The organism is Streptomyces sp. NPDC005181 (assembly GCF_040608395.1).
In the GTDB taxonomy this organism is placed as follows: Bacteria; Actinomycetota; Actinomycetes; order Streptomycetales; family Streptomycetaceae; genus Streptomyces.
This window is the reverse complement of sequence record NZ_JBEXID010000025.1, coordinates 33,906-56,818: the sequence shown is the minus strand read 5'-3', so window position 1 is coordinate 56,818 and position 22,913 is coordinate 33,906. Positions and strand designations below refer to the sequence as shown.

At 69.1% G+C, this 22,913-nt stretch carries 21 protein-coding genes; 17 read left to right on the top strand and 4 right to left on the bottom strand.

From position 1 onward, the window contains the following. Positions 1-134 precede the first annotated feature (134 nt). The 8 genes from ABZV38_RS18370 (at position 135) to ABZV38_RS18335 (ending at position 9,359) form a co-directional block, all read left to right on the top strand. Positions 135-911: an enhanced serine sensitivity protein SseB C-terminal domain-containing protein gene (locus ABZV38_RS18370; RefSeq protein WP_356328185.1), complete on the top strand. Its 777-nt coding sequence runs from the start codon at positions 135-137 to the stop codon at positions 909-911. 341 nt (positions 912-1,252) lie between these two features. Next, entirely contained in the window at positions 1,253-2,251 is a 999-nt protein-coding gene (locus ABZV38_RS18365) for an ABC transporter permease (RefSeq protein WP_356328183.1), read from the top strand. A gap of 116 nt (positions 2,252-2,367) precedes the next feature. Further along, entirely contained in the window at positions 2,368-4,149 is a 1,782-nt protein-coding gene (locus ABZV38_RS18360) for an ABC transporter substrate-binding protein (RefSeq protein WP_356328181.1), read from the top strand. 125 nt (positions 4,150-4,274) lie between these two features. Beyond that, complete coding sequence (locus ABZV38_RS18355; RefSeq protein ID WP_356328179.1) at positions 4,275-5,273, top strand: ABC transporter permease; 999 nt, start codon at positions 4,275-4,277, stop codon at positions 5,271-5,273. Continuing rightward, a complete protein-coding gene (locus ABZV38_RS18350; protein WP_356328177.1) occupies positions 5,270-6,367 on the top strand; it encodes an ABC transporter ATP-binding protein in 1,098 nt (365 codons plus the stop codon). The genes ABZV38_RS18355 and ABZV38_RS18350 overlap by 4 nt, the downstream gene beginning before the upstream one ends. 20 nt (positions 6,368-6,387) lie before the next feature. Beyond that, entirely contained in the window at positions 6,388-7,734 is a 1,347-nt protein-coding gene (locus tag ABZV38_RS18345; protein ID WP_356328175.1) for a dipeptide ABC transporter ATP-binding protein, read from the top strand. A gap of 18 nt (positions 7,735-7,752) precedes the next feature. Beyond that, positions 7,753-8,424 (top strand): trimeric intracellular cation channel family protein, encoded by a 672-nt coding sequence (locus ABZV38_RS18340; protein WP_356328174.1) that lies wholly within the window; start codon positions 7,753-7,755, stop codon positions 8,422-8,424. Between the two features lie 89 nt (positions 8,425-8,513). Beyond that, positions 8,514-9,359, top strand: coding sequence for a thioesterase family protein (locus ABZV38_RS18335; RefSeq protein WP_356328172.1), 846 nt, complete (start codon positions 8,514-8,516; stop codon positions 9,357-9,359). A 206-nt stretch (positions 9,360-9,565) separates the two neighbouring features. Here the strand turns inward: ABZV38_RS18335 and ABZV38_RS18330 are convergent, their stop codons facing one another. After that, entirely contained in the window at positions 9,566-10,189 is a 624-nt protein-coding gene (locus ABZV38_RS18330; RefSeq protein ID WP_356328171.1) for a TetR family transcriptional regulator, read from the bottom strand. Positions 10,190-10,332: 143 nt separating this feature from the next. Here ABZV38_RS18330 and ABZV38_RS18325 point away from each other — a divergent pair, with 143 nt between their 5' ends. From ABZV38_RS18325 to ABZV38_RS18315, 3 genes are all read left to right on the top strand, one after another. Then, positions 10,333-10,494: a hypothetical protein gene (locus ABZV38_RS18325; protein WP_356328170.1), complete on the top strand. Its 162-nt coding sequence runs from the start codon at positions 10,333-10,335 to the stop codon at positions 10,492-10,494. Positions 10,495-10,576: 82 nt separating this feature from the next. After that, the gene (locus ABZV38_RS18320; RefSeq protein ID WP_356328169.1) at positions 10,577-10,906 is read left to right on the top strand and encodes a DUF4190 domain-containing protein; all 330 of its coding nucleotides are present in this window, start codon (positions 10,577-10,579) and stop codon (positions 10,904-10,906) included. A 154-nt stretch (positions 10,907-11,060) separates the two neighbouring features. Then, positions 11,061-12,230 carry a cysteine desulfurase family protein gene (locus ABZV38_RS18315; protein WP_356328167.1) on the top strand — a complete coding sequence of 390 codons (1,170 nt, stop codon included), beginning with the start codon at positions 11,061-11,063 and terminating at the stop codon, positions 12,228-12,230. Between the two features lie 21 nt (positions 12,231-12,251). Here ABZV38_RS18315 and ABZV38_RS18310 read toward each other — a convergent pair whose 3' ends face one another. After that, positions 12,252-12,932: an N-acetylmuramoyl-L-alanine amidase gene (locus tag ABZV38_RS18310; protein WP_356328165.1), complete on the bottom strand. Its 681-nt coding sequence runs from the start codon at positions 12,930-12,932 to the stop codon at positions 12,252-12,254. A 61-nt stretch (positions 12,933-12,993) separates the two neighbouring features. Here ABZV38_RS18310 and mnmA point away from each other — a divergent pair, with 61 nt between their 5' ends. Beyond that, a complete protein-coding gene (mnmA, locus tag ABZV38_RS18305) occupies positions 12,994-14,130 on the top strand; it encodes a tRNA 2-thiouridine(34) synthase MnmA (RefSeq protein ID WP_356328163.1) in 1,137 nt (378 codons plus the stop codon). A 257-nt stretch (positions 14,131-14,387) separates the two neighbouring features. Here mnmA and ABZV38_RS18300 read toward each other — a convergent pair whose 3' ends face one another. Further along, the gene (locus ABZV38_RS18300; protein WP_356328161.1) at positions 14,388-15,221 is read right to left on the bottom strand and encodes an alpha/beta hydrolase; all 834 of its coding nucleotides are present in this window, start codon (positions 15,219-15,221) and stop codon (positions 14,388-14,390) included. A 96-nt stretch (positions 15,222-15,317) separates the two neighbouring features. Beyond that, positions 15,318-15,653 carry a DUF427 domain-containing protein gene (locus tag ABZV38_RS18295; protein ID WP_356328159.1) on the bottom strand — a complete coding sequence of 112 codons (336 nt, stop codon included), beginning with the start codon at positions 15,651-15,653 and terminating at the stop codon, positions 15,318-15,320. 89 nt (positions 15,654-15,742) lie between these two features. On the opposite strand from ABZV38_RS18295, the gene ABZV38_RS18290 reads away from it, so the two are divergent. From ABZV38_RS18290 to ABZV38_RS18270, 5 genes are all read left to right on the top strand, one after another. After that, positions 15,743-16,282 (top strand): TIGR00730 family Rossman fold protein, encoded by a 540-nt coding sequence (locus tag ABZV38_RS18290; protein WP_356328158.1) that lies wholly within the window; start codon positions 15,743-15,745, stop codon positions 16,280-16,282. Between the two features lie 28 nt (positions 16,283-16,310). Further along, complete coding sequence (locus ABZV38_RS18285; protein ID WP_356328156.1) at positions 16,311-17,000, top strand: SDR family oxidoreductase; 690 nt, start codon at positions 16,311-16,313, stop codon at positions 16,998-17,000. Between the two features lie 131 nt (positions 17,001-17,131). After that, on the top strand, positions 17,132-18,157 hold the full coding sequence (locus ABZV38_RS18280) for a methionine synthase (protein ID WP_356328154.1): 1,026 nt from the start codon (positions 17,132-17,134) through the stop codon (positions 18,155-18,157). A gap of 30 nt (positions 18,158-18,187) precedes the next feature. Continuing rightward, a complete protein-coding gene (ligA, locus tag ABZV38_RS18275; RefSeq protein WP_356328153.1) occupies positions 18,188-20,371 on the top strand; it encodes an NAD-dependent DNA ligase LigA in 2,184 nt (727 codons plus the stop codon). A 334-nt stretch (positions 20,372-20,705) separates the two neighbouring features. After that, a complete protein-coding gene (locus ABZV38_RS18270; RefSeq protein ID WP_356328151.1) occupies positions 20,706-22,838 on the top strand; it encodes a bifunctional diguanylate cyclase/phosphodiesterase in 2,133 nt (710 codons plus the stop codon). Positions 22,839-22,913 lie beyond the last annotated feature (75 nt).

Here is a 22,913-nt window from a genome sequence, read left to right as displayed (position 1 = left end):
CCCGTGGCGTCAAGTCGGTGTCAGGGACGCCGCTTAAGCTGGTTTGATGGCTAGTGCCTCGGCCACCGTGCCGCACCCGCGTGCCCCGGGAGCGGCAGGCCGACACAGTGGATCGAAGAGGGGCGGGACCCAGGGTGAGTGCGTCAGGCACCGCGGCGGCCGGGCAGGTCGAGCACATGCTGCGCCAAGTGACCCCCGGGCGCTACGACGCGTACGAGGCGTTGCTGCGGGCCCTTGCCCAGGGCCGTATCTGGATGCTGCTCTGGCACGGCCAGGCCGGATCGCCGGACGCCCAGTACGGGAACATGGAGATCGACGGGCTCGGCTACGCGCCTTGCGTGACCTCGGCCCAGGAACTCTCGGCCAGCGGCTGGAACCGGGCCCATGAGGTGGTTACCGGCGTCGACATCGCCCGCGCCCTCTTCCCCGACCGCTGGGGAATCTGGCTCAACCCGCACGCCCCCGGCGGCGGCGTCGGCATTCCCTGGCTGGATCTGAGACGGATCGCCACCGGCCTCGACCGGATGCCGGCAGGACCGCTCCGGCTCACCGAGCCGGCCATCGAGATCCCGCAGTTCTACGCACTGCTCTCGCAGAACGCCCATCACACCCCCGCGATCCGCTCCCTGCGCCGCGCCTGGGTGCAGCCCGCGCTCGGTGTCCCCTATCTCGCCATCGGTCTCGATCTCTACGACACGAGTCAGTCCTCCGTCGACGCGGTGCGCGCGATGATGCAGCAGTCGATCGGCGCGGTCCCGGACGGGCTTCCCGTCTCCACCGTCGCGATGTCCGACGAGTACGACCCGGTCGCGATGTGGCTGCGTGCCAACGCCCGCCCGTTCTACGACCGAGAGGCGCACGGCGCGCCCGCTCCCGCCACTGGTTACGGCTACCCCCAGGCCCACGGCTGACCCGTCCGGACGCCTGCCAATTGATCCCGGGATAGCTCCTGTTGGGGCACCTGCCCGATCTGGGCGAAGAGTGCCGACTTGGTCCGCTGGGACGATCGTGATGTTCGGATAACGGAAGCCACCTGGCCACATCACGGTTGCGCATCCATTCCCCGTCAGGGCTGGCGGGTGATCGGAGCAGCGTTGAAGACTCCCGCAGCAGGGACCCTTCGGTCCTGTGCACGACCTGCTTCTTCGAGCATTCCTCGCACCACACACAACTTGCACCACTGAAGTGAACGAAGCCGCTACAGCGGCGGGCATGGGTCGGTCACCACCGGCCGAGAGGGGTCCCCACCACGATGACGGCACCACTGCACGACACGAGCGCGGCCGAGACCGCGGCCGTCGATGTCGCCGCCGATGTCCCGCTGAAGGCCATCGAGGGGCGTTCGCCCTGGAAGATCGCCTGGGTGCGGTTGAAGCGTGACAAGGTCGCACTTGTCGGTGGTTTCGTGGTGCTTCTCCTGATCGTGGTCGCGATATTCGCTCCACTGATCGTGAGCCTGCTCGGCCACCCGCCGGAGGAACTCCACGAGGACATGATCGACCCACTGCTGGGTACCCCGATCGGGGGCTGGGGCGGTATCAGCTCAGACTTCCTCTTCGGAGTTGAGCCGGTCAACGGCCGGGACGTCTTCAGCCGGGTGGTCTACGGAGCGCGTATCTCGCTGCTCGTGGCCTTCCTGTCGGCCTTCGTCGCGGTCGCGTTGGGCACTGTTTTCGGCGTCATGGCCGGCTACTTCGGCGGCTGGATCGACGCGGCGATCAGCCGGGTCATGGACCTGCTGCTCGCCTTCCCGCAGTTGCTCTTCATCATCGCTCTGATCTCGGTCATCCCGAACGAGCTCTGGGGCTTCACCGGTTCGGGTCTGCGGATCGCGGTCCTCGTGCTCGTGATCGGCTTCTTCGGCTGGCCGTACATCGGCCGTATCGTGCGCGGTCAGACGCTCTCACTGCGCGAGCGAGAATACGTCGAAGCGGCGCGCAGCCTGGGCGCGGGACGTGCGTACATCCTCTTCCGGGAACTGCTGCCGAACCTGGTGGCGCCGATCACCGTCTACGCGACGCTGATGATCCCCACCAACGTCCTGACGGAAGCGGCGCTGAGCTTCCTCGGAGTGGGCGTCAAGCCGCCCACTCCGTCGTGGGGCGAGACGCTCTCGACCGCTGTGCGCACCTACGAGGACGATCCGCTGTTCATGATCATCCCCGGCCTGGCGATCTTCATCACCGTGTTGGCCTTCAATCTCTTCGGCGACGGCGTACGAGATGCGTTGGACCCGAAGGGGTCCCGCTGACGCCCCCAGACCCCCACACCGTCTCTGCGCACACACAGCCCCTGCCGTCAGTCAGGAGCGATTACCGAAACCCGCGGCCCTCAAGGACCGTGACTACTACGGAGGTTGCGAGCATCGTGACAACCCATCGCACGTCGAAGCGCAGGCTTGCCGCAGGCACGGCTGTCGTGCTCGCGGCCCTGCTGACCACCACCGCATGTGGCGGCAACGGCAAGGACGACGAGAAGGGGGGCGCCGCCAAGGCGCCCGGTTTCAACGCCGGCATCGGTAAGGTGTCCAACGCGTCCGACAAGAAGGGCGGCACGCTGAAGTTCGTCGGCACGCAGGACGCCGACTCGTGGGACCCGCAGCGCGGCTACTACGGCTTCATGTGGGACTTCGCCCGCTACTACACCCGCCAGCTCGTCAGCTTCAAGGCGGAGCCGGGCGGCGCCAGCACGGAGCTCGTGCCGGACCTCGCGACCGCCAACGCCGAGATCTCGGACGGCGGCAAGACGTACAAGTACACGCTCAAGGACGACGTGACCTGGGAGGACGGCACGCCCGTCACCTCGCAGGACATCAAGTACGGCATCGAGCGCACCTGGGCCCAGGACGTCATCTCCGGCGGCCCGGTCTATCTGATGCAGGTGCTCGACCCGAAGTCCGAGTACAAGGGTCCGTACAAGGACAAGGCCGCGGACAAGCTCGGCCTGAAGGCGATCGAGACGCCGGACGCGAAGACCATCGTTTTCAAGCTACCGAAGCCGAACGGTGACTTCGAGCAGATGCTCGCCATGCCGGCCGCCTCTCCGGTGAAGCAGCAGAAGGACACCGCGGCCAAGTACGGCCTGAAGCCCTTCTCCAACGGCCCGTACAAGATCGACTCGTACGCGCCGAACAAGTCGATGACGCTGTCTCGCAACACCAACTGGAAGCCCGCCTCGGACACCATCCGCAAGGCGCTTCCGGACAAGATCACGGTCACCTTCATGGCCAACGCGGACGACATGGACAAGCGCCTGCTCAAGGGTGACTTCGATGTCGACATCAACGCCACGGGCATCGGCCAGGCCGCTCGTACCACGGCCCTGCGCGATCACAAGGGCAACCTGGACAACGGCCAGACCGGCTTCATCCGCTACGCGGTCTTCCCGCAGACGGTCAAGCCGTTCGACAACATCGAGTGCCGCAAGGCGGTCATCTACGCCGCCGACAAGAAGTCGCTGCAGACCGCCCGTGGCGGCCCGCAGGCCGGTGGCGACGTCGCCCCGAACATGCTCCCCGCGGGCATCAAGGGTTCGGACCCCACCTACGACCCGTACGAGGTCCTCAAGAACGACAGCAAGCCGAACCTCGAGAAGGCCAAGGCGGCGCTGAAGGCCTGTGGCCAGCCGAACGGCTTCAAGACCACCATCGCGGTGCGCAACAACAAGCCGGTCGAGGTGGCCACGGCCGTCTCGCTGCAGAATGCGCTGAAGCAGGTCGGCATCGACGCCCAGGTCGACCAGTTCGACGGCGCCCAGACATCCGGCATCATCGGTTCGCCGAAGGTCGTCAAGGACAAGGGCTACGGCATCATCATCATGGGCTGGGGCGCGGACTTCCCGACCGGCCAGGGCTTCTCGCAGCCGCTGGTCGACGGCCGGTTCATCCTGCAGAGCGGTAACAACAACTTCTCCGAGCTGAACGACCCCGCGGTCAACAAGCTCTTCGACCAGGCCATCGCCGAGACCGACCCGGCCAAGGCCGGCGAGATCTACAAGCAGATGAACCAGAAGGTCTCCGAGGCCGCTGTCTACCTGCCCTTCGTCTATGACAAGACGATCACGTGGCGCAGCAGCCGACTGACCAACGCCTACACCGCGGACGCCTACAACGGTCGCTACGACTACGCCTCGCTCGGCGTCGTCAAGTAAAACCCAGTCAGTTCACGTTTCAGTGCCACACCCGCTAGGCACGAAGGGCAGGTGATGGCCGCGAGCGGTGGCCCGGGGCCCTCTCCATAAGAGAGGGCCCCCGGGTCGCCGTCGGGCCAAGCGCAGTGCTTGCATATCTCATCAGGCGAATCTTCGCCGTCGTCGTCATGCTGATGGTCATCACTCTCGTGACCTTCGGAATCTTCTTCCTCTTTCCCAAGATGATCGGGACGGATCCGGCGCTGTACTTCGTCGGCAAGCAGTCCGACCCCGCCGCCATCGAGGGCATCCGGCAGAAGATGGGCCTGGACGACCCGATCCTGGTCCAGTTCGGCAAGTTCGTGGTCGGACTGGTGGTCGGACGTACGTACTCCAACGGTCCCGACGTCACGCAATGCGCCGCGCCCTGCTTCGGGTACTCGTTCAAGACCGAGCAGGAGGTCTGGCCGCTGCTGCTCGAGTGGCTGCCGGTAACCCTCTCGCTCGCAGCCGGGGCGGTGGTGCTGTGGGTGGTCGGTGGTATCTCTGCCGGCATCATCTCGGCCCTCAAGCGCGGTACCCCACTGGACCGTTCGGTGATGGGCATCGCCCTCAGCGGTGTCTCGCTGCCGATCTACTTCACTGGCATGCTCGCCCTGGCGCTCTTCTCCGACCAGCTGGGCTGGTTCGACCGTCCGGACACGGAATTCGGCGAGGATCCAACGGCGTGGTTCAACGGCATGGTCCTGCCGTGGGTCAGCCTGGCCTTCCTTTACGCCGCGATGTATGCCCGGCTCACCCGTGCCACCATGCTGGAGGTCCTCAACGAGGACTACATCCGTACAGCCCGTGCCAAGGGCCTGACGGAACCCGTGGTGATCGGCAAGCACGCGATGCGTTCGACCATGACCCCGATTCTCACCGTGCTCGGGCTGGACCTCGGAGCCCTGGTGGGCGGCGCGGTCCTCACCGAGTACACCTTTTCCCTGCACGGCCTCGGCTACAACGCGGTGAGGGCGATCAGCGACCACGATCTTCCGGTGATCCTCGGAGTCACGCTCATCGCGGCCTTCTTCGTCGTCCTCGCCAACCTCGTCGTGGACCTCATGTACGCAGTGATCGACCCCCGAGTGAGGCTCTCATGACCGATCTGACGAAGACCGGCGCTGTTGGCGAGCCCGTCTCCGCGGGCTCGGCCCCCTCCACCGCCTTCCTCGAAGTACGCGACCTCCAGGTGCACTTCCCGACCGACGACGGTCTGGTGAAGTCCGTCGACGGGCTCTCCTTCACGCTGGAGAAGGGCAAGACTCTCGGCATCGTGGGCGAGTCGGGCTCCGGCAAGTCGGTGACCTCGCTCGGCATCATGGGCCTGCACCGTGTCGGCCAGTACGGCCGGCAGAAGGCGCACCTCTCCGGTGAGATCTGGCTGAACGGCAAGGAACTGCTGACCGCCGACCCGGACGAGGTCCGCCGGCTGCGCGGCCGCGACATGGCGATGATCTTCCAGGATCCGCTGTCCGCGATGCATCCGTACTTCACCATCGGCAAGCAGATCAGCGAGGCCTACCAGGTCCACAACAAGGTGGACAAGAAGACCGCCCTGAAGCGGGCCGTCGAGATGCTGGACCGGGTGGGCATCCCGGAGCCCCACAAGCGGGTGGAAAGCTATCCGCACGAGTTCTCCGGCGGTATGCGCCAGCGCGCGATGATCGCGATGGCGCTGGTCAACAACCCCGAGCTGCTCATCGCGGACGAGCCGACCACCGCGCTGGACGTCACCGTCCAGGCGCAGATCCTCGACCTGATCCGTGATCTGCAGAAGGAGTTCGGCTCCGCGGTCGTCATCATCACCCACGACCTGGGCGTCGTCGCCGAGCTGGCCGACGACATCCTGGTGATGTACGGCGGCCGCTGCGTCGAGCGCGGTCCGGCCGAGAAGGTCTTCTACGAACCGCAGCACCCCTACACCTGGGGTCTACTGGGCTCGATGCCGCGCATCGACCGTGACCAGACCGAGCGTCTGATCCCGGTCAAGGGCTCCCCGCCCAGTCTGATCAACATCCCCAGTGGCTGTGCCTTCCACCCGCGTTGTCCGTACGCCGATGTGCCCAAGGGCGGGATCACCCGCACCGAGCGGCCCGAGCTGCGCGAGGTCGGCAGCCGGCACCACTCGGCCTGCCACATGTCGCAGGAGGACCGCACGCGGATCTGGACCGAAGAGATTGCGCCGAAGCTTTGAGTGAGACAAAGGATTCCGAGATGACGATCCCGGAGCAGGCCACCTCCTCGCCCGAGCCGCTGCTCAAGGTCACCGGACTGGTCAAGCACTTCCCGATCACGAAGGGGCTGTTGCGCCGCCAGTCCGGTGCCGTCCAGGCGGTCGACGGCATCAGCTTCGACGTACTTCCCGGTGAGACGCTTGGTGTCGTGGGTGAGTCCGGCTGCGGCAAGTCGACGATGGGTCGGCTCATCACCCGGCTGCTCGAACCGACCGGCGGCAAGATTGAGTTCGAGGGCAAGGACATCACGCACCTCGGTGTCGCGGGCATGCGCCCGATGCGCCGGGACGTCCAGATGATCTTCCAGGACCCCTACGGCTCGCTGAATCCGCGCCACACGGTCGGTTCGATCGTCAGCGCGCCGTTCAAGCTGCAGGGCGTCACGCCCGAGGGCGGGATCAAGAAGGAGGTCCAGCGCCTGCTGGGCCTGGTCGGTCTCAACCCGGAGCACTACAACCGCTACCCGCACGAGTTCTCCGGCGGCCAGCGCCAGCGCATCGGCATCGCCCGCGCGCTCGCCCTGCGGCCGAAGCTGGTCGTCGCCGACGAGCCGGTCTCGGCGCTGGACGTGTCGATCCAGGCGCAGGTGGTGAACCTGCTCGACGACCTCCAGGACGAGCTCGGGCTCACGTACGTGATCATCGCGCACGACCTCTCGGTCATCCGTCATGTCTCGGACCGCATTGCCGTGATGTACCTCGGCAAGATCGTCGAGCTCGCGGACCGCAAGTCGCTGTACGAGGCGCCCATGCACCCGTACACCAAGGCCCTGATGTCCGCGGTGCCGGTGCCGGACCCGCGGCGGCGCGGCGTGAAGAGCGAGCGGATCCTGCTCAAGGGCGATGTGCCGTCGCCGATCTCGCCGCCGAGTGGCTGCCGCTTCCACACGAGGTGCTGGAAGGCGACGCAGATCTGCAAGACGCAGGAACCGCCGCTGATCGCGCTGAAGAGCGGCCACCAGGTGGCCTGCCACCACCCGGAGAACGCGCCGGACCAGGCGCCGGGCGAGCAGGTGCTGGCTGCGGCGCGGGAGGCGATCGAGGTCGTTTCGGTGACGAAGACGGGAGCGGCCGGGGCGGTCGAGCCCTCGGAGGAGGCAGCTGAGGCCGTCGAGGTCGCCGAGACCGCCGAGACCGCCGAGGCTGCGGAGACTTCCGAGGACGCGGCGCCCGTCGAGGTCGCGAAGGTCACTGCGCTCACGAAGCCTGCTGAGGCCGCTGAGGCCTCGGAGTCCGACGCTTCCGCAGACAGCGACGACAGCACGACACCGTCCTCGGACGACGCCGCGCCGCCGTCCGGGACCTCGGAGGACAGTGCCAAGCAGTAGTACCGGCACAATTGCCCGGTGCTCAACGAACTGTTCACGCCCTCCGTCCAGCATGCGCTCGACATCGTCGGAATTTTTGTCTTCGCGATCTCGGGCGCACTGCTCGCCGTACGCAAGAACTTCGATGTCTTCGGCATCGCAGTACTCGCCGAGGTGACAGCGCTGGGCGGAGGGCTGTTCCGTGACCTGATCATCGGGGCGGTGCCACCCGCCGCCTTCACCGATCTCGGTTACTTTCTCACCCCGCTGCTCGCCGCCGGTCTGGTCTTCTTCCTGCATCCGCACGTCGAACGGATCCAGGTGGCGGTCAATGTCTTCGACGCCGCGGGCCTCGGGCTGTTCTGCGTCACCGGCACCGTCAAGGCGTACGACTACGGCCTGGGCCTCACCGCTTCGGCGGCCCTGGGCCTGGCCACCGCGGTCGGTGGTGGTGTGCTGCGTGACGTACTCGCCAATGAGACGCCGTCGCTGCTGCGCTGGGACCGCGATCTGTACGCCGTGCCCGCGATGGTCGGCGCAGCCATGATCGTGCTGTGCATCCGCTTCGGCACGATCAATGCCTTCACCAGCGGCACTGCCGTGGTCACCGCCTTCGTTCTGCGGCTGCTGGCGATGCAGTTCCACTGGCGGGCGCCCCGTGCGTACAAGCGTTCCTCGGCCGCGGCCGAGGAGGGCTCCGCCGCCACCTGACCGGTCATGGCGCGGGTCGCGATACGTCGACACACCACCGACTCAAAAAAGCTACCGCTCAGTAATACAATCGGTGTACGGTGCATCTCATGGCACAGGCAGCTCAGGCACTCATCGGCGACAGCGAGTTCGACAGGGATACCGCCGTCACCCTTCGCGAAGAAGGCGTCTACGACGCCGAGCTCTCCGCGGGCTGGACGATCATCCACGCCGTCAACGGCGGGTATCTCCTGGCCATGCTCGGCCGCGCGCTCGGCGAGGCCCTGCCGCACACCGACCCCTTCTCGGTCTCGGCGCACTACCTCACCGCGTCCGTCCCCGGTCCCGCGGTGATCCGAACACAGGTCGTCCGCACCGGCCGTACCCTCTCCACCGGCCAGGCGTCGCTCTTCCAGTACGCGGACGACGGCACCGAGGTCGAGCGCATCCGGGTCCTCGGCACCTACGGCGACCTGGACTCCCTCTCCGACGACATCCGCACGTCGGCGAAGCCGCCGGCCATGGCGCCGATCGAGCAGTGCTTCGGCCCGGGTGACGGCCCGGCGCCCATCCCCGGCAGCTCCGCGATCACCGAGCGGCTCAACATCAAGCTCGACCCGTCGACCGTCGGCTGGGCCGTCGGTGCCCCGTCCGGCAAGGGTGAGATGCGCGGCTGGTTCGGCCTCGCGGACGGGCGTGACGCGGACCCGTACTCCCTGCTGCTCACCGTCGACGCGCTGCCGCCGACCTCGTTCGAGCTGGGGCTCAAGGGCTGGACGCCGACCATCGAGCTCACCACCCACATCCGCTGCCGCCCGGCCCCCGGCCCGTTGCGTGTCTCCATCACCACCCGCAATCTCGCGGGCGGCTTCCTGGAGGAGGACGCGGACGTCTGGGACAGCGCCGACCGGCTGGTCGCCCAGTCCCGCCAGTTGGCCCGCGCCCCGCGCAGCTGAGCCACGGTGACCGGACGCCCGTATACCTGACGTGAGAGCTTCAGGTATACGGGGGGACCGAGTGGCGCCGGCCACCGTCGACGTCGCCGAGCTGCACGACGCCGTGTTCGCCGACCGCCGGCTGCGGCTGCGCCACCGGGACAGCGAGACGGACGCCGCGTACCTATGTACGAGATTCCCCCGCAGCCATCAGCCGCAGCTCGGCCCTAGGCGCCGTCCAGCCAGTGGAGTCTGCCCAGGGTGACGAGTCGCAGCCGCCGACGGGTGACCTCGGCCACCTGAGCCTCGCCGGCCGGGCCTGCGTCCAGCATCGCCGAGGCAGTGATCACCATGTGGTCGACGTAGAGACCGCCCAGCATCAGCAGGTCCTCGCTGCTCCAGCCCCGCGACTCCGGCTCCGCGGAGAGCGCTTCGGCCACCTCCTCGGCGAATCGCCGCAGTTGGGCCGCTATGGCCTCGCGGACCGGGCCGACGCCACCGTGCTGTTCACGGGCGATGAAGCGGAAGTGGGCGGGCTGCTCACGTACATGGCGGGTGATCAGTTCCACGCTGCGGTCCAGCCGGGCCTCGCTGTCGCCGGTCTCGGCGAGGATCGCGCCGATCACCCCGTGCAGGCTGCCGAGCGCTTCCTCGACGAGTGCCACACCGAGCGCGGCGGTGTCGTCGAAGTGCCGGTAGAAGGCGGTCGGCGCGACGCCCACCGCCCGCGTCACCTCGCGCAGTCCCAGGCTGCTCAGGCTCTGGTGCTCCAGCAGCTGGAGCGCGGCGTCCAGCAGTGCCTGACGGGTTTTCAACTTCTGGGTCTGGCGGATGCCGGCGGTGTGACTCATGCCATTCAGTAAACAACTGTTCTCCGGACTGGGGAAGGGGTGGGGGGTCTAGACTGACTAGTCAGTGAACACTCGTACTCTCAAGTGTGTGCAAAGAGCGCCGAGCGTCCGAGTGCCCCCGAGAACTCGCAGAAAGGCCGAACATGATCGTCCTCGTCGCCGCCCTGCTCCTGCTAGGGGTCGTCCTCGGGGCGGTGGTCCAGATTCCGCTCCCGCTGACTCTCGCCCTCGCCGCCACGATCGGCTGCTGGCTGCTGATCTTCGCGGTCCGCGAGCGGCTGAGCGTGCACCGCCGGTCCCGCTGATCCGGCCTGGTCCGATCCGTTCCGATCCGACGTTCGAGCCCATGACAGAGACGAACATGACAGAGACGAAGGAGCCCGCACCATGACACTCACCGCATTCGCCCGCCGAGCCGGCATCAGCACGGAAGCCGCCGCCGAGGGCGACACCCCGCGGCCCGCCGACCGCAGGAAGGGCGCCCGGGACGCCGACGGCCTGGCCGTCGCCTCCTTCGTGCTCGGCCTGATCGGCCTCCTTGTGATGAACATCCTGCTCGGCCCGATCGCCATCGTGATGGCGGTCATCGCCCTCGCCCGCTCCACCGCCCGCCGCGGCCGCGCCCTCCTCGGGCTCGCCCTCGGCATCGCCGACCTCGTCGTCCTGGCCTTCCTGGTCACCGGAAACGGCACCGTCTCCTGGAGCTTCGGAAGCTGACCGACGGCGTCCTGCGGCGCCGCCCCGGCCGGATCGGGCTCCGGTTCGGGCTCCGGTTCGGGAGGGTGAAACGACACCTGTCCGCCGTGCGCGGGTACGGACCGCGATGCGCCCGGCATACGCCCCTCCCCGGGCTCGTAGAATCGAGCCCACCATGGCTTACCTCGACCACGCCGCGACCACGCCGATGCTTCCGGAGGCGATCGCGGCGATGACCGCCCAGCTCGCCGTCACCGGTAACGCGTCCTCACTTCACGCCGCCGGGCGCCGGGCCCGCCGTACCGTCGAGGAGTCGAGAGAGACCCTCGCCGACGCCCTCGGTGCACGCCCCAGCGAGGTGGTCTTCACCTCCGGCGGTACCGAGGCCGACAACCTCGCCGTGAAAGGCCTCTACTGGGCCCGCCGCGACTCCGACCCCCGGCGCACCCGCGTGCTCGCCGGCCCCGTCGAGCACCATGCCGTGCTGGACGCCGTCGACTGGCTCGCCGAACACGAGGGTGCGACCGTCGAATACCTCCCCGTCGACGCCTACGGCCGCGTCCACCCGGACACGCTGCGCGAGGCGATCGCGCGCAACCCCGACGATGTCGCGATGGTCACCGTGATGTGGGCCAACAACGAGATCGGCACCATCATGCCGGTACGTGAACTGGCCGCCGTGGCCAGCGAGTTCGGTGTGCCGATGCACTCGGATGCGGTGCAGGCCGTCGGTCAGGTGGAAGTCGACTTCGCTTCGTCGGGACTGGCCGCCATGACCGTGAGCGCGCACAAGATCGGCGGCCCGTTCGGCATCGGCGCGCTACTGCTCGGCCGCGCCTACACCCCCGTACCCGTGCTGCACGGCGGCGGCCAGGAGCGGCATGTGCGCTCCGGGACCCTCGATGTGCCCGCCATCGCCGCCTTCGCGGTGGCCGGCCGGCTCGCCGCCGACGGCCGCGAAGAGTTCTCCCGGGAGATCGGCGGGCTCCGCGACGAGCTGGTCGCGGCTGTGCTCGCGGCCGTTCCCGACGCCATCCTCGGCGGCGATCCGGCCCCCGGCGGCCGGCTCCCGGCCAACGCCCACTTCACGTTCCCCGGCTGCGAGGGAGACTCCCTTCTCCTGTTGCTGGACGCCCAGGGCATCGAATGCTCCACCGGCTCCGCCTGCACGGCGGGCATCGCCCAGCCCAGCCACGTACTGCTGGCCACCGGCACCGACCCGGACCTGGCCCGCGGCACGCTGCGGTTCTCGCTCGGACACACATCGACCAAGCAGGACGTCGAGGACGTCGCCCGGACGATCGGCCCGGCGGTGGAGCGCGCGCGGACGGCGGGGCTCAGCTGACCAGGGCGGCGGGCCCTGCGATCACCGGGCGCCCGCTGCCTGCACCAGCTTGAGATACCGGGCCCAGTCCCAGTGCGGGCCCGGATCGGTGTGGTCCGTGCCCGGCACCTCCACATGCCCGATGATGTGCGTGCGGTCCACCGGTATGTCGTACCGCCCGCATATCGCGGCCGTCAGCCGCGCCGACGCCTTGTACATCGCCGCCGTGAAGTCCTGCGGCCGGTCCACGAACCCCCCGTGCTCGATGCCGACGCTGCGCTCGTTGTACGACCTGTTCCCCGCGTGGAAGGCCACATCCAGCTCACGGATCATCTGCGTCACATGACCGTCCTTGCGCACCACATAGTGCGCCGCCGCACCGTGGCCGGGGTTCTGGAAAACCTTGACCGCGCCCCGGAAGCTGCCCTGGGTCACATGGATGACGACCCGGTCTATGACGTAGTCGGCGGGGCGGTCGGCACGCCGCCAGTTCGCAGGGGACGCCGCTGTCCACTGCGCCCGTGCGTAATCCAGCTCGCCGGGCGTGCGGGACTTGTCCACCCCGGGCAGCCGCCACCAGGCATGCTCCAGCTTCTCCCGGGCCAGCGCCGCCGTTCCCACTGCCGTGACGGCAGCGCCGATCAGCAGTCCGCGCCGACTGATGCCGTGCTCTGTCTCGGCCCCCGCGGACTGCCTGGTGCGTGCCGTCTCCTTGGTCCCCATGCGATCGACAACGCATATCCGCGAGCTTTCGGTTCCCGGCGCCCCGTACCCTGGTGGAGCTATGACTCAGACTTCCCAGCGCCCCCTCCGTGTGCTCGCCGCCATGTCGGGCGGTGTCGACTCCGCCGTCGCCGCAGCCCGCGCCGCCGAGGCGGGCCACGACGTGACCGGTGTGCACCTCGCCCTCTCCGCGAACCCGCAGTCGTTCCGTACCGGAGCGCGGGGCTGTTGCACCATTGAGGACTCCCGCGACGCCCGTCGTGCCGCGGATGTCATCGGTATCCCCTTCTACGTCTGGGACCTGGCGGAACGCTTCCGCGAGGACGTCGTCGAGGACTTCATCGCCGAGTACGAGGCGGGCCGCACGCCCAACCCGTGTCTGCGCTGCAACGAGAAGATCAAGTTCGCGGCGCTGCTCGACAAGGCGCTCGCGCTCGGCTTCGACGCCGTGTGCACCGGGCACTACGCCACCGTCGTACTGAACGAGGACGGCAGCCGCGAGCTGCACCGCGCCTCCGACATGGCCAAGGACCAGTCGTACGTCCTCGGTGTCCTGGACGAGAGGCAGCTCGCCCACGCGATGTTCCCGCTCGGGGACACCCTCACCACCAAGGACGAGATCCGCGCCGAGGCGGAGGCCCGTGGTCTGGCCGTCGCGAAGAAGCCCGACAGCCACGACATCTGCTTCATCGCCGACGGCGACACCCAGGGCTTCCTGGCCGACCGCCTCGGCGGCAAGGCCGAGGGCGACATCCTCGACGAGTCCGGCAACAGGCTCGGCACCCACGAGGGCGCCTTCGGCTTCACCATCGGGCAGCGCAAGGGCCTGCGCATCGGCCACCCGGCCGCCGACGGCAAGCCGCGCTACGTCCTCGACATCTCCCCGGTGAACAACACGGTGACGGTCGGCCCGGTCGAGGCCCTCGACGTCACGGCGCTGACGGCGATCAAGCCCCGCTGGTGCGGCACGGCCCCGGCCGGCCCCGGCACATACACCGCCCAGCTCCGCGCCCACGGCGGCGAGACCGAGGTGACCGCCGAGCTCGTGGACGGCACGCTGAACGTCGCCTTCACCGAGCCGGTACGGGGCGTGGCCCCCGGTCAGGCGGTCGTGCTGTACGACGGGACGCGGGTGGTCGGGTCGGCGACGATCGCGACGACGGTGCGGCGTACCGAAGCTGTGGTCGGCCGGGGCTGATCCCTGGACCGTCGCGGTCGGATCATCCGGTCGTTGTTCCGGTGTGCCGTCGGCTGACGCGCAGTGGGCGCGGACGCGAAGCCGCCGGACGGGTGCGTCTCGGAATGGACTTCGACGACGCGACCTGCCCGCGATGCCTACGGGATGTGACGGTCGCCGGCCCGACCGTCCACGCGGCCGGGCCGGCACCTGCAGCTTCAGGAGTCAGCGCGATTCGACGTGCGAGCCGATCCGGAACTTCCGGGCGAGCGCAGGGATCACCTGACGGTGGTCCCGCCACCGGCCACTCCCTGGGACGCCTGGCGCACGAACACGTCCCTGGCAAAGAACCTCGCCAGGACCGGGGCGATCGCCTGGGGTGCGAGCTCGCGAGTCTGGCCTGTCAGTGTGCGGTGCCGGGCGTGCGGGACCGCGTCCGCGAGGGCGTGGGTCGCCATCCGGGCCGGAGCGGTGCTGAAGCCGCCGCAGACCACCATCGTGCGGGCCGTCACGGACGCGAACCGCTTCGCGGGCACCGAGCCGTCGCCGAGCAGCGCATCGTCGTACGCGAGCGTGTGCGCGACCGATTCCAGGGCGTCCCACAACGGGGCGCGCCGCATCCGTGCGATCGTCTCCGGGGCGATGCCCGTCAGGGACAGGAACAGTTCGATGGCGCCGCCGCGGTCCCCGTCGGACAGCAGCCGGTGCAGCCGAGCCGTACAGACCGCCTTGAACAGCAGGCCGGTGCGACCGGGGGTGTACGGCGGCTCGTAGACCGCGAGCAGGTCGACGGGCAGCCCCGAGGCCACGGCCTCCAGGGCCAGGGCGCCACCTGACGACATGCCGAACATTGACGCCCGGCCGCCGACCCGACCGATCAGCGCCGCCAGATCCTCGATCTCGCGCTCGACCGCGTACGGCACGCCGTCGCCGCTGGAGCCGCGGCCGCGCCGGTCGTAGGTCACGACGCTGAACCGCGACGCCAGGAGTTCCGCGAGCGGTGCCTCGGTCGCCGCGGTGCTCAGCGCCCCGCCCACCAGGATCACGGGCGGACCGTCACCTCTGCACCGGTAGGCGATCAGAGTGCCGTCGCGGGAGAGAGTCTTGTCCATGTGCAGGTGGACTGCGGCGCACCGCAGAACTCATCGCTACGGCAAGAAATTTCTTTGAGGTTCTTCAACTGCACGGGTCAGAACCGTGTGTGACGATCAGTCGGAGACTGTCTCGGTGTCGTAGAAGCAGAAGTGGTCCTTGATCGCGGCGACTTCGGGCTTGGGGTCCGGATAGGCCCAGACGAGATCGACCGCGTCCGGCAGGGACCAGTAGGAGGCATCTCCCTTGAACGGACAGTGGGTGTGGGTGTCCGACACCGTCAGCAGTTCCGTGCGGACGTCCTCGGGCGGCAGGTAGTAGCGGACCGGACAGCCCGTCTCGCGCAGTACGAGCGGACGGCGGCTCTCGGCGAGCAGATGTCCGTCACGCACCACGCGCACATGCGCGGTGCCGGGCTCAACGGTGATCACGTGTCCTGAGGTGGAAGTCATATCTGCTTCAGCCGTGCGGTCCACCGGATTCTTCCCCGGATCAACCCCCGGTTCCGTGGAGTGTCAGCAGGGGCACTTACGGTTGCCGTATGAACATCTGCGTTTTCCTCTCCGCCGCCGACCTCGACGACCGCTACACCCGCCCCGCCCGCGAGTTCGCCGAGCTGCTCGGCCGCGGCGGACACACGCTGGTCTGGGGAGGGTCGGAGAGCGGGCTGATGAAGGTCGTCGCCGACGGGGTGCAGGAGTCGGGCGGGCGCCTCGTCGGGGTGTCGGTGGACTTCCTGGCCGCGAAGGCGCGGGCCGACGCCGACGAGATGGTGATCGCGCGCGATCTCGCCGAGCGCAAGGCGCTGCTCGTGGAGAAGGCCGACGCCGTCGTGATCATGGTCGGTGGTACAGGGACGCTCGACGAGGCGACCGAGATCCTGGAGCTGAAAAAGCACGGCAAGCACAACAAGCCGGTCGTCCTGCTGAACACGGCGGGTTTCTACGACGGGCTGCGCCAGCAGTTCCAGCGTATGGAGGACGAGGGCTTCCTGCCCCTGCCCCTCGCCGACCTGGTGTTCTTCGCGAAGGACGGGGTGGGCGCCCTGGCTTACCTGGAGGAGTGGTCCGGCATCCAGTAGGCGGGCGAGCGGATGCGACGATAGGTGCATGTCCACTCATCTCATCACCGGCGCAGGCTCCGGTATCGGAGAAGCTGTCGCTCGCCGTCTGCGCGAGCGCGGCGACGAACTCGTACTCCTGGCTCGTGACGCGGGCCGCGCCAAGGAGCTTGCCGCACTGCACCCCGGTGCGCGCACGCTCGTCGGGGACCTCGGCAACCCGGACCGGCTCTCCTGGGCGTTCGCGCAGCAGTCGCTGCCGGAGCGGATCGACTCGCTGCTGCACATCGCGGGCGTCGTGGAGCTGGGCCGGGTCGGCGAGCTCACGCCGAAGGCATGGCATTTCCAGCTCAATACCAACCTGGTCGCCCCTGCCGAGCTGACCCGGCTCTTCCTGCCGCAACTGCGCGTGGTCCAGGGGCATGTCGTCTTCGTGAACTCGGGCGCCGGGCTCAGCGCACACGCCGAGTGGAGCGCGTACGCCGCGACCAAGCACGGCCTGAAGGCGCTCGCCGACTCGCTGCGCCAGGAGGAGCACGGGAACGGTGTCCGGGTGACCTCCGTCTACCCCGGGCGTACCGCCAGCCCCATGCAGGTCAAGGTGCACCAGCAGGAGGGCAAGGAGTACGACGCCTCCCTGTTCATCGACCCGGAGTCCGTGGCGACCACGATCCTGATGGCGATCGACCTGCCGCGCGACGCCGAGGTCACCGACCTCACGGTCCGCCCCGGGCACTGAAGTCCCGGACGCCGCGTCCGCAGAGGCCGAGTCCCCGACGCCGGGCGGAGCCCGCCCCGGGCCACGGGTACCGGCCAACAGGGCCGCCGGGCCCGCGACGGGTCCGGCGGCCCGGACCGTAGGCTTCCTGCGTGAGCGAGAAGAGCAAGTTCAGCGGGTGCCGCGCGACCGGGATCGGTTCCATGCCCGGGGGAGACGCGCGGGAGGCGGCGAAGACCGTCACCGGATCCTTCGCGGACGGTGAGGGCCTGCCGTATCTGCCGGAACTGCCCGCACGCGGGCCCGGCGCCGACATGATCGGGCGGTCCATCGGACTGCTCGTCGAGATGTACGGCCATGTCGAGCCCAGCGGCTGGCGGATCAGCGACCGGCCGGGCCGCGAGACCCGCCGGGCCCGCTCCTGGCTGGGCGAGGACCTCGACGCCCTGGAGGAGTTCACCCAGGGATACGAGGGGCCGCTCAAGGTCCAGGCGGTCGGCCCCTGGACACTGGCCGCCGCACTGGAGCGGCGAGGCGGTGAGGCAGCGCTCGGCGACCCGGGTGCCTGCCGCGATCTGGCGGGCTCCCTGACGGAGGGGCTGCGGAACCACCTCGATGACGTACGGCGCAGGGTGCCCGGCGCCCAGGTGATTCTCCAGCTCGACGAGCCGTCCCTGACCGGCGTGCTCCGTGGGCAGATCCGGACGGCGAGCGGCTACCGCACCTACCGGGCCGTGGACCGGCAGGTGGTGGAGGGCACCCTGCGCGATGTCCTGGCGGCGAACGGGGAGGCGGCGACCGTGGTGCACACCTGTGCGCCCGACGTGCCGTTCGCGCTGTTGCGCCGGGCCGGTGCGGACGGCATCTCGTTCGACTTCTCCTTGCTTACCGAGCGTGAGGAGGAGGCGATCGGGGAAGCGGTTGAAGGCGGTACGCAGCTCTTCCTCGGGGTGGTGCCCGGCACCGACCCGGCTTCGGACGCATTGTCGGACCCGGGCGGTAGCGTCATGGGTGTCAGGACGCTGTGGCGCAGGCTGGGGCTGAATCCGGGGACTCTTGCCGAGTCGCTGGTGATCACCCCGTCGTGCGGGCTCGCGGGTGCGTCGCCCGCGTATGCGCGCGCCGCGCTCGCCCACTGCGCCCGGGCCGCGAGATCGCTCGCAGACAACCCTGAGTAAGCAGGTATCGGGTAACGGGAGGACGAGACGATGGCCGGCGGACAGACATCGGATGTGCCCACGGAGGCACAGCAGCGGCATGCGCTCCTTGCCGAGCAGATCGAGGAGCACCGCTTCCGGTACTACGTGAACGACCAGCCGGTCGTCAGCGACGCCGAATTCGACCGGCTGATGCGCACGGTGCAGGACCTGGAGGACGAGTACCCGCAGCTGCGTACGCCCGAGTCGCCGACCCAGAAGGTCGCGGGGCCGTACCGGACGGAGTTCACCTCGGTCGAGCACCGCGAGCGGATGCTCTCCCTGGACAACGCCTTCGACGACGAGGGGCTGGCGGTCTGGGCCGAGCGTGTCGCCAAGGACGTCGGCACCACCGCCTACCACTTCCTGTGCGAGCTCAAAGTGGACGGCCTCGCGGTCAACCTCACCTACGAGCAGGGGCTGCTGACCCGCGCCGCGACCCGCGGCGACGGCCGCAGCGGCGAGGACATCACCCCCAATGTCCGTACGATCGCCGAGATCCCGCACCGGCTGAAGGGCGACCGGATCCCGGCGCTGGTCGAGATCCGCGGCGAGGTCTTCTTCCCGATGGAGGCGTTCGAGGAGCTCAACGCCCGGCTGGTGCAGGCCGACGACAAACCGTTCGCCAACCCGCGCAACGCGGCGGCGGGTTCACTGCGCCAGAAGGACCCGAAGGTCACCGCCGGCCGTCCGCTGCACATGGTGGTGCACGGCATCGGCGCCCGTGAGGGCCTCGAGATCGACCGCCTCTCGCACGCCTACGAGCTTCTGCACGAATGGGGCCTGCCCACCGCGAAGTACAACAAGGTCGTCAACTCCCTCGACGACGTGAGGGAATTCATCGCGTACTTCGGCGAGAACCGTCACTCCGTGGAGCACGAGATCGACGGCGTCGTCGTCAAGCTCGACGAGATCGCGCTCCAGGGCCGGCTGGGCTCCACCTCGCGCGCCCCGCGCTGGGCGATCGCCTGGAAATACCCGCCGGAGGAGGTGAACACCAAGCTGGTGAACATCCGGGTCGGTGTCGGACGTACCGGCCGGGTCACTCCGTACGCACAGGTCGAGCCGGTCGAGGTGGCGGGCTCCGAGGTCGAGTTCGCCACCCTGCACAACCAGAACGTGGTGAAGGAGAAGGGCGTCCTCATCGGGGACACGGTGGTGATCCGCAAGGCGGGCGATGTGATCCCGGAGATCCTCGGCCCGGTCGTCGATCTGCGGGACGGCACCGAGCGGGCGTTCGTGATGCCGACCCACTGCCCCGAGTGCGGAACGGAGCTGCGGCCCATGAAGGAGGCCGACATCGACCTCCGCTGTCCCAACGCGCGTTTCTGCCCCGCGCAGTTGCGCGAGCGCGTCGCCTACCTCGCGGGCCGCAAGTGCCTGGACATCGACCACTTCGGCTATGTCGCGGCGGCCGCCCTGACCAAGCCGCTGGATCCCACCGAGCCGCCGCTGCACGACGAGAGCGACCTCTTCGGGCTGACGATCGAGCAGCTGCTGCCGATCCGGGCCTATGTCCTGGACATGGACAGCGGACTGCCCAAGCGCGACCCGAAGACCGGCGAGGAGAAGACCGCCCTGGTCTTCGCCAACCAGCACGGCGAGCCGAAGAAGAACGCCGTGGCGATGCTGGAATCGATCAACGCCGCCAAACAGGCGCCGCTGGCCCGGATCCTCACCGGGCTCTCGATCCGTCATGTCGGTCCGGTCGCGGCCGAGGAGCTGGCCCGTCAGTTCCGTTCGATGGACCGCATCGAGGCGGCGACCCAGGAGGAGCTGGCGGCCGCCGACGGGGTCGGACCCATCATCGCCGCCTCGGTCACCCAGTGGTTCGCCGAGGACTGGCACCGGGAGATCCTGCGCAAGTGGCGGGAGGCCGGGGTCCGGATGGCGGACGAGAGCGCGGGTGAGGACGAGGGGCCGCGTCCGCTCGAAGGGCTCACCGTCGTCGTCACGGGCACACTGGCCGACCACACCAGGGATGGCGCGAAAGAGGCCCTGCAGAGCCGTGGGGCGAAGGTGACCGGTTCCGTTTCGAAGAAGACCTCCTTCGTGGTGGTCGGCGACAATCCGGGCTCGAAGTACGACAAGGCGATGCAGCTGAAGGTTCCGGTTCTGGACGGGGCGGGTTTCGCCGTACTGCTCGAACAGGGGCCTGACGCGGCACGCGAGGCGGCTGTACCGGTCGAGGAGTAGCCGGCCGCGGCGGGTCCGGACGGGCAAAGGCCACGGTTGGAAGGCCGGGTTCACCCGTTCGGCGCATACCAGATGCTGATCGTGGGCCAGTTCGCATTCGGGCAAGAGCTGTAGAGCGCTGCCCGTACGGGCGTTCCGCGGCCTACTGTTGAGACGTGCGCCTGCCGTGCCCGGGCGCGTGACGGTAATCCCGGCTGCGTGGCGGCCATGGGGGCGTGGTGGCATGGGAGCGGGACCAACAGGTGATATCGGCACCGCCGGCTGTGAGAGGGACGGAATGAAACCGACCGAGAGCGCCGCACCGGTGTCGCGGCTACAAGGTTTCCTCGGCCTTATGCCCAAAGTGGGTGCCGCCGTTGTGCTGATCGCCATTGTTCAGCTCGCGACCGGCTTCTACCGGACCGTGAGCGACGGGCATGCACTCTTCCCGAACGGCGCAGCCGGCTGGTCGCTCGCCGTCCTCACCGGGATCATCGTCGGCCATCTCGTCGCGCTCGGGCGGGACCGCTGGTGGGGCGGCACCGGATCCGGCGCCGCCCTCACCCTCGCCGTACTGCTGCTCTACGGCTGGGTGCCTGCCGGCCTGGTCAGCCTGGTCGTCGTCGTGCTCGTCGGCGTGGCCCGCAGGCACCGCTGGTGGCAGGGGCTGCTGCACGGCGCGGTGGACATCCTGGGGATAGGTGCGGCGGCCCTGGTCCTCGCCGCGTTCGGCGATGTGCAGACTGTCGAGTCGCCCTGGCAGCCACTCGACTGGGGCATCGAGGTCGTCCCGGAAGTCCTCCTCGCCGCCTCCACGTATCTCGTCGTCACCCGGCTCCTGCTCTGGTACGCACGGGCACCCCAGGGCGGCGGACTGCCGACCATCGCCCGCACCGCCCTGCTGCGCCAGGGGCTCGTCGCGGTCGCTCTCCTCGGGATCGCCCCGCTGATCTGTGTTGTCGCGACGGCCACGCCCGTACTGCTGCCGCTGTTCGCCGTCCCGCTGATCGCTCTGGACTCCACCCTCTGGATCGCGCGGGCCAGGGCCGAGGAGCAGCTGCGGGACCCGCTGACCGGACTGCCCAACCGGCAGTGGCTGCTGGAGCGCACCTGGACGGCCCTGGAGGACGCCGAGAACATCGGCGCAAGATCCGCGCTCGTCCTGATCGACCTCGACCGGTTCCGTGCGGTCAACGACACCCTCGGCCATCTCGCGGGGGACCGGCTGCTGCTGCAGATAGCGGAGCGGCTCCGGCTCGCCCTGCCGTGCGGAGCGGAGGCCGCGCGGCTCGGCGGCGACGAGTTCGCCGTGCTGCTGCCGACCGCGGACTCCACCACCAGCGCCCAGCGCGTCGCCCGCCATCTGGTCGCCGAGCTCTCCTCACCGCTGGACCTCGACGGCCTCACTCTGGTGCTGGAGGCCAGCGCCGGGGTCGCCGTCTACCCCGACCACGCGCTGGACGCCGAAGGGCTGCTCAGACGGGCGGACGTGGCGATGTACCAGGCCAAGCGGGACCGTACGGGCGTCGAGGTGTACGAGTCGAAAAGGGACAGCAACACCCCGGACCGGCTCGGACTCCTCGGGGACCTGCGGCGCGCGCTGGACGCCGGCGAGGTGGAGCTCCACTACCAGCCGAAGGTCCGCTTCGACGGTCAGGTGGCGGGGCTCGAGGCGCTGGTGCGCTGGGTGCATCCGGAGCGCGGCCGGGTCCCTCCGGACGAGTTCATCGCCATCGCCGAGTCGTCGGGTCTGATGCCGCACCTCACCGAGTACGTGCTGGAGACGGCGCTGGCGCAGGTCGCCCGGTGGCGGGCGCAGGGGCTGTTCGTCCCGGTCGCGGTCAACGTCTCCCCGCGCGACGTCCACACCCCGGGTTTCGCGGGCGGCGTCGCGGCCCGGCTCGCCCGGCACGGCGTCCCGGCCGGCTCCCTCCAGCTGGAAATAACGGAACACGTGCTGCTGGAGGACCCGCAGCGCGCCGCCGACACGCTGGCCGGCCTGACCGGGCACGGTGTGAAGATGTCCCTCGACGACTTCGGTACGGGGTACTCCTCGCTGGTCCACCTGCGCCGGTTGCCGGTCAGCGAGTTGAAGATCGACCGGTCGTTCGTCGCCCGGCTGGCCGTCGACAACGAGGACGCGGAGATCGTCCGCTGCACCATCGACCTGGCTCACTCGCTCGGCCTGCTGGTCGTCGCCGAGGGCGTCGAGGACGACGAGACGTGGGAGCGGCTGCGGGACCTGCGCTGCGATGCGGTGCAGGGGTGGCTGGTTGCGGCCGCGATGCCGCCGCAGGAGACGACGGCGTGGCTGCGGGCGCGCGGCGAGCACGGCTGGCGGCGGCCGGCGGAGCTGGAGGCGGCGGCCGCCGCGGCCGCTGCCGCCGCATCGGGGGTGACGGGCGTGACGGGGACGACGGCGGCGGTGGCCGAGTTGGAGCAGCGACAGCCGGGGCGGGCGGTGCGGTCGCGTCCGGCGACGACATGAGCGGGACCGGCGGCCCGGATCCCGGCGGCGGAATCGAACCGACCGCCGCCGATACGGGCACGGGCGGAGGCTGAC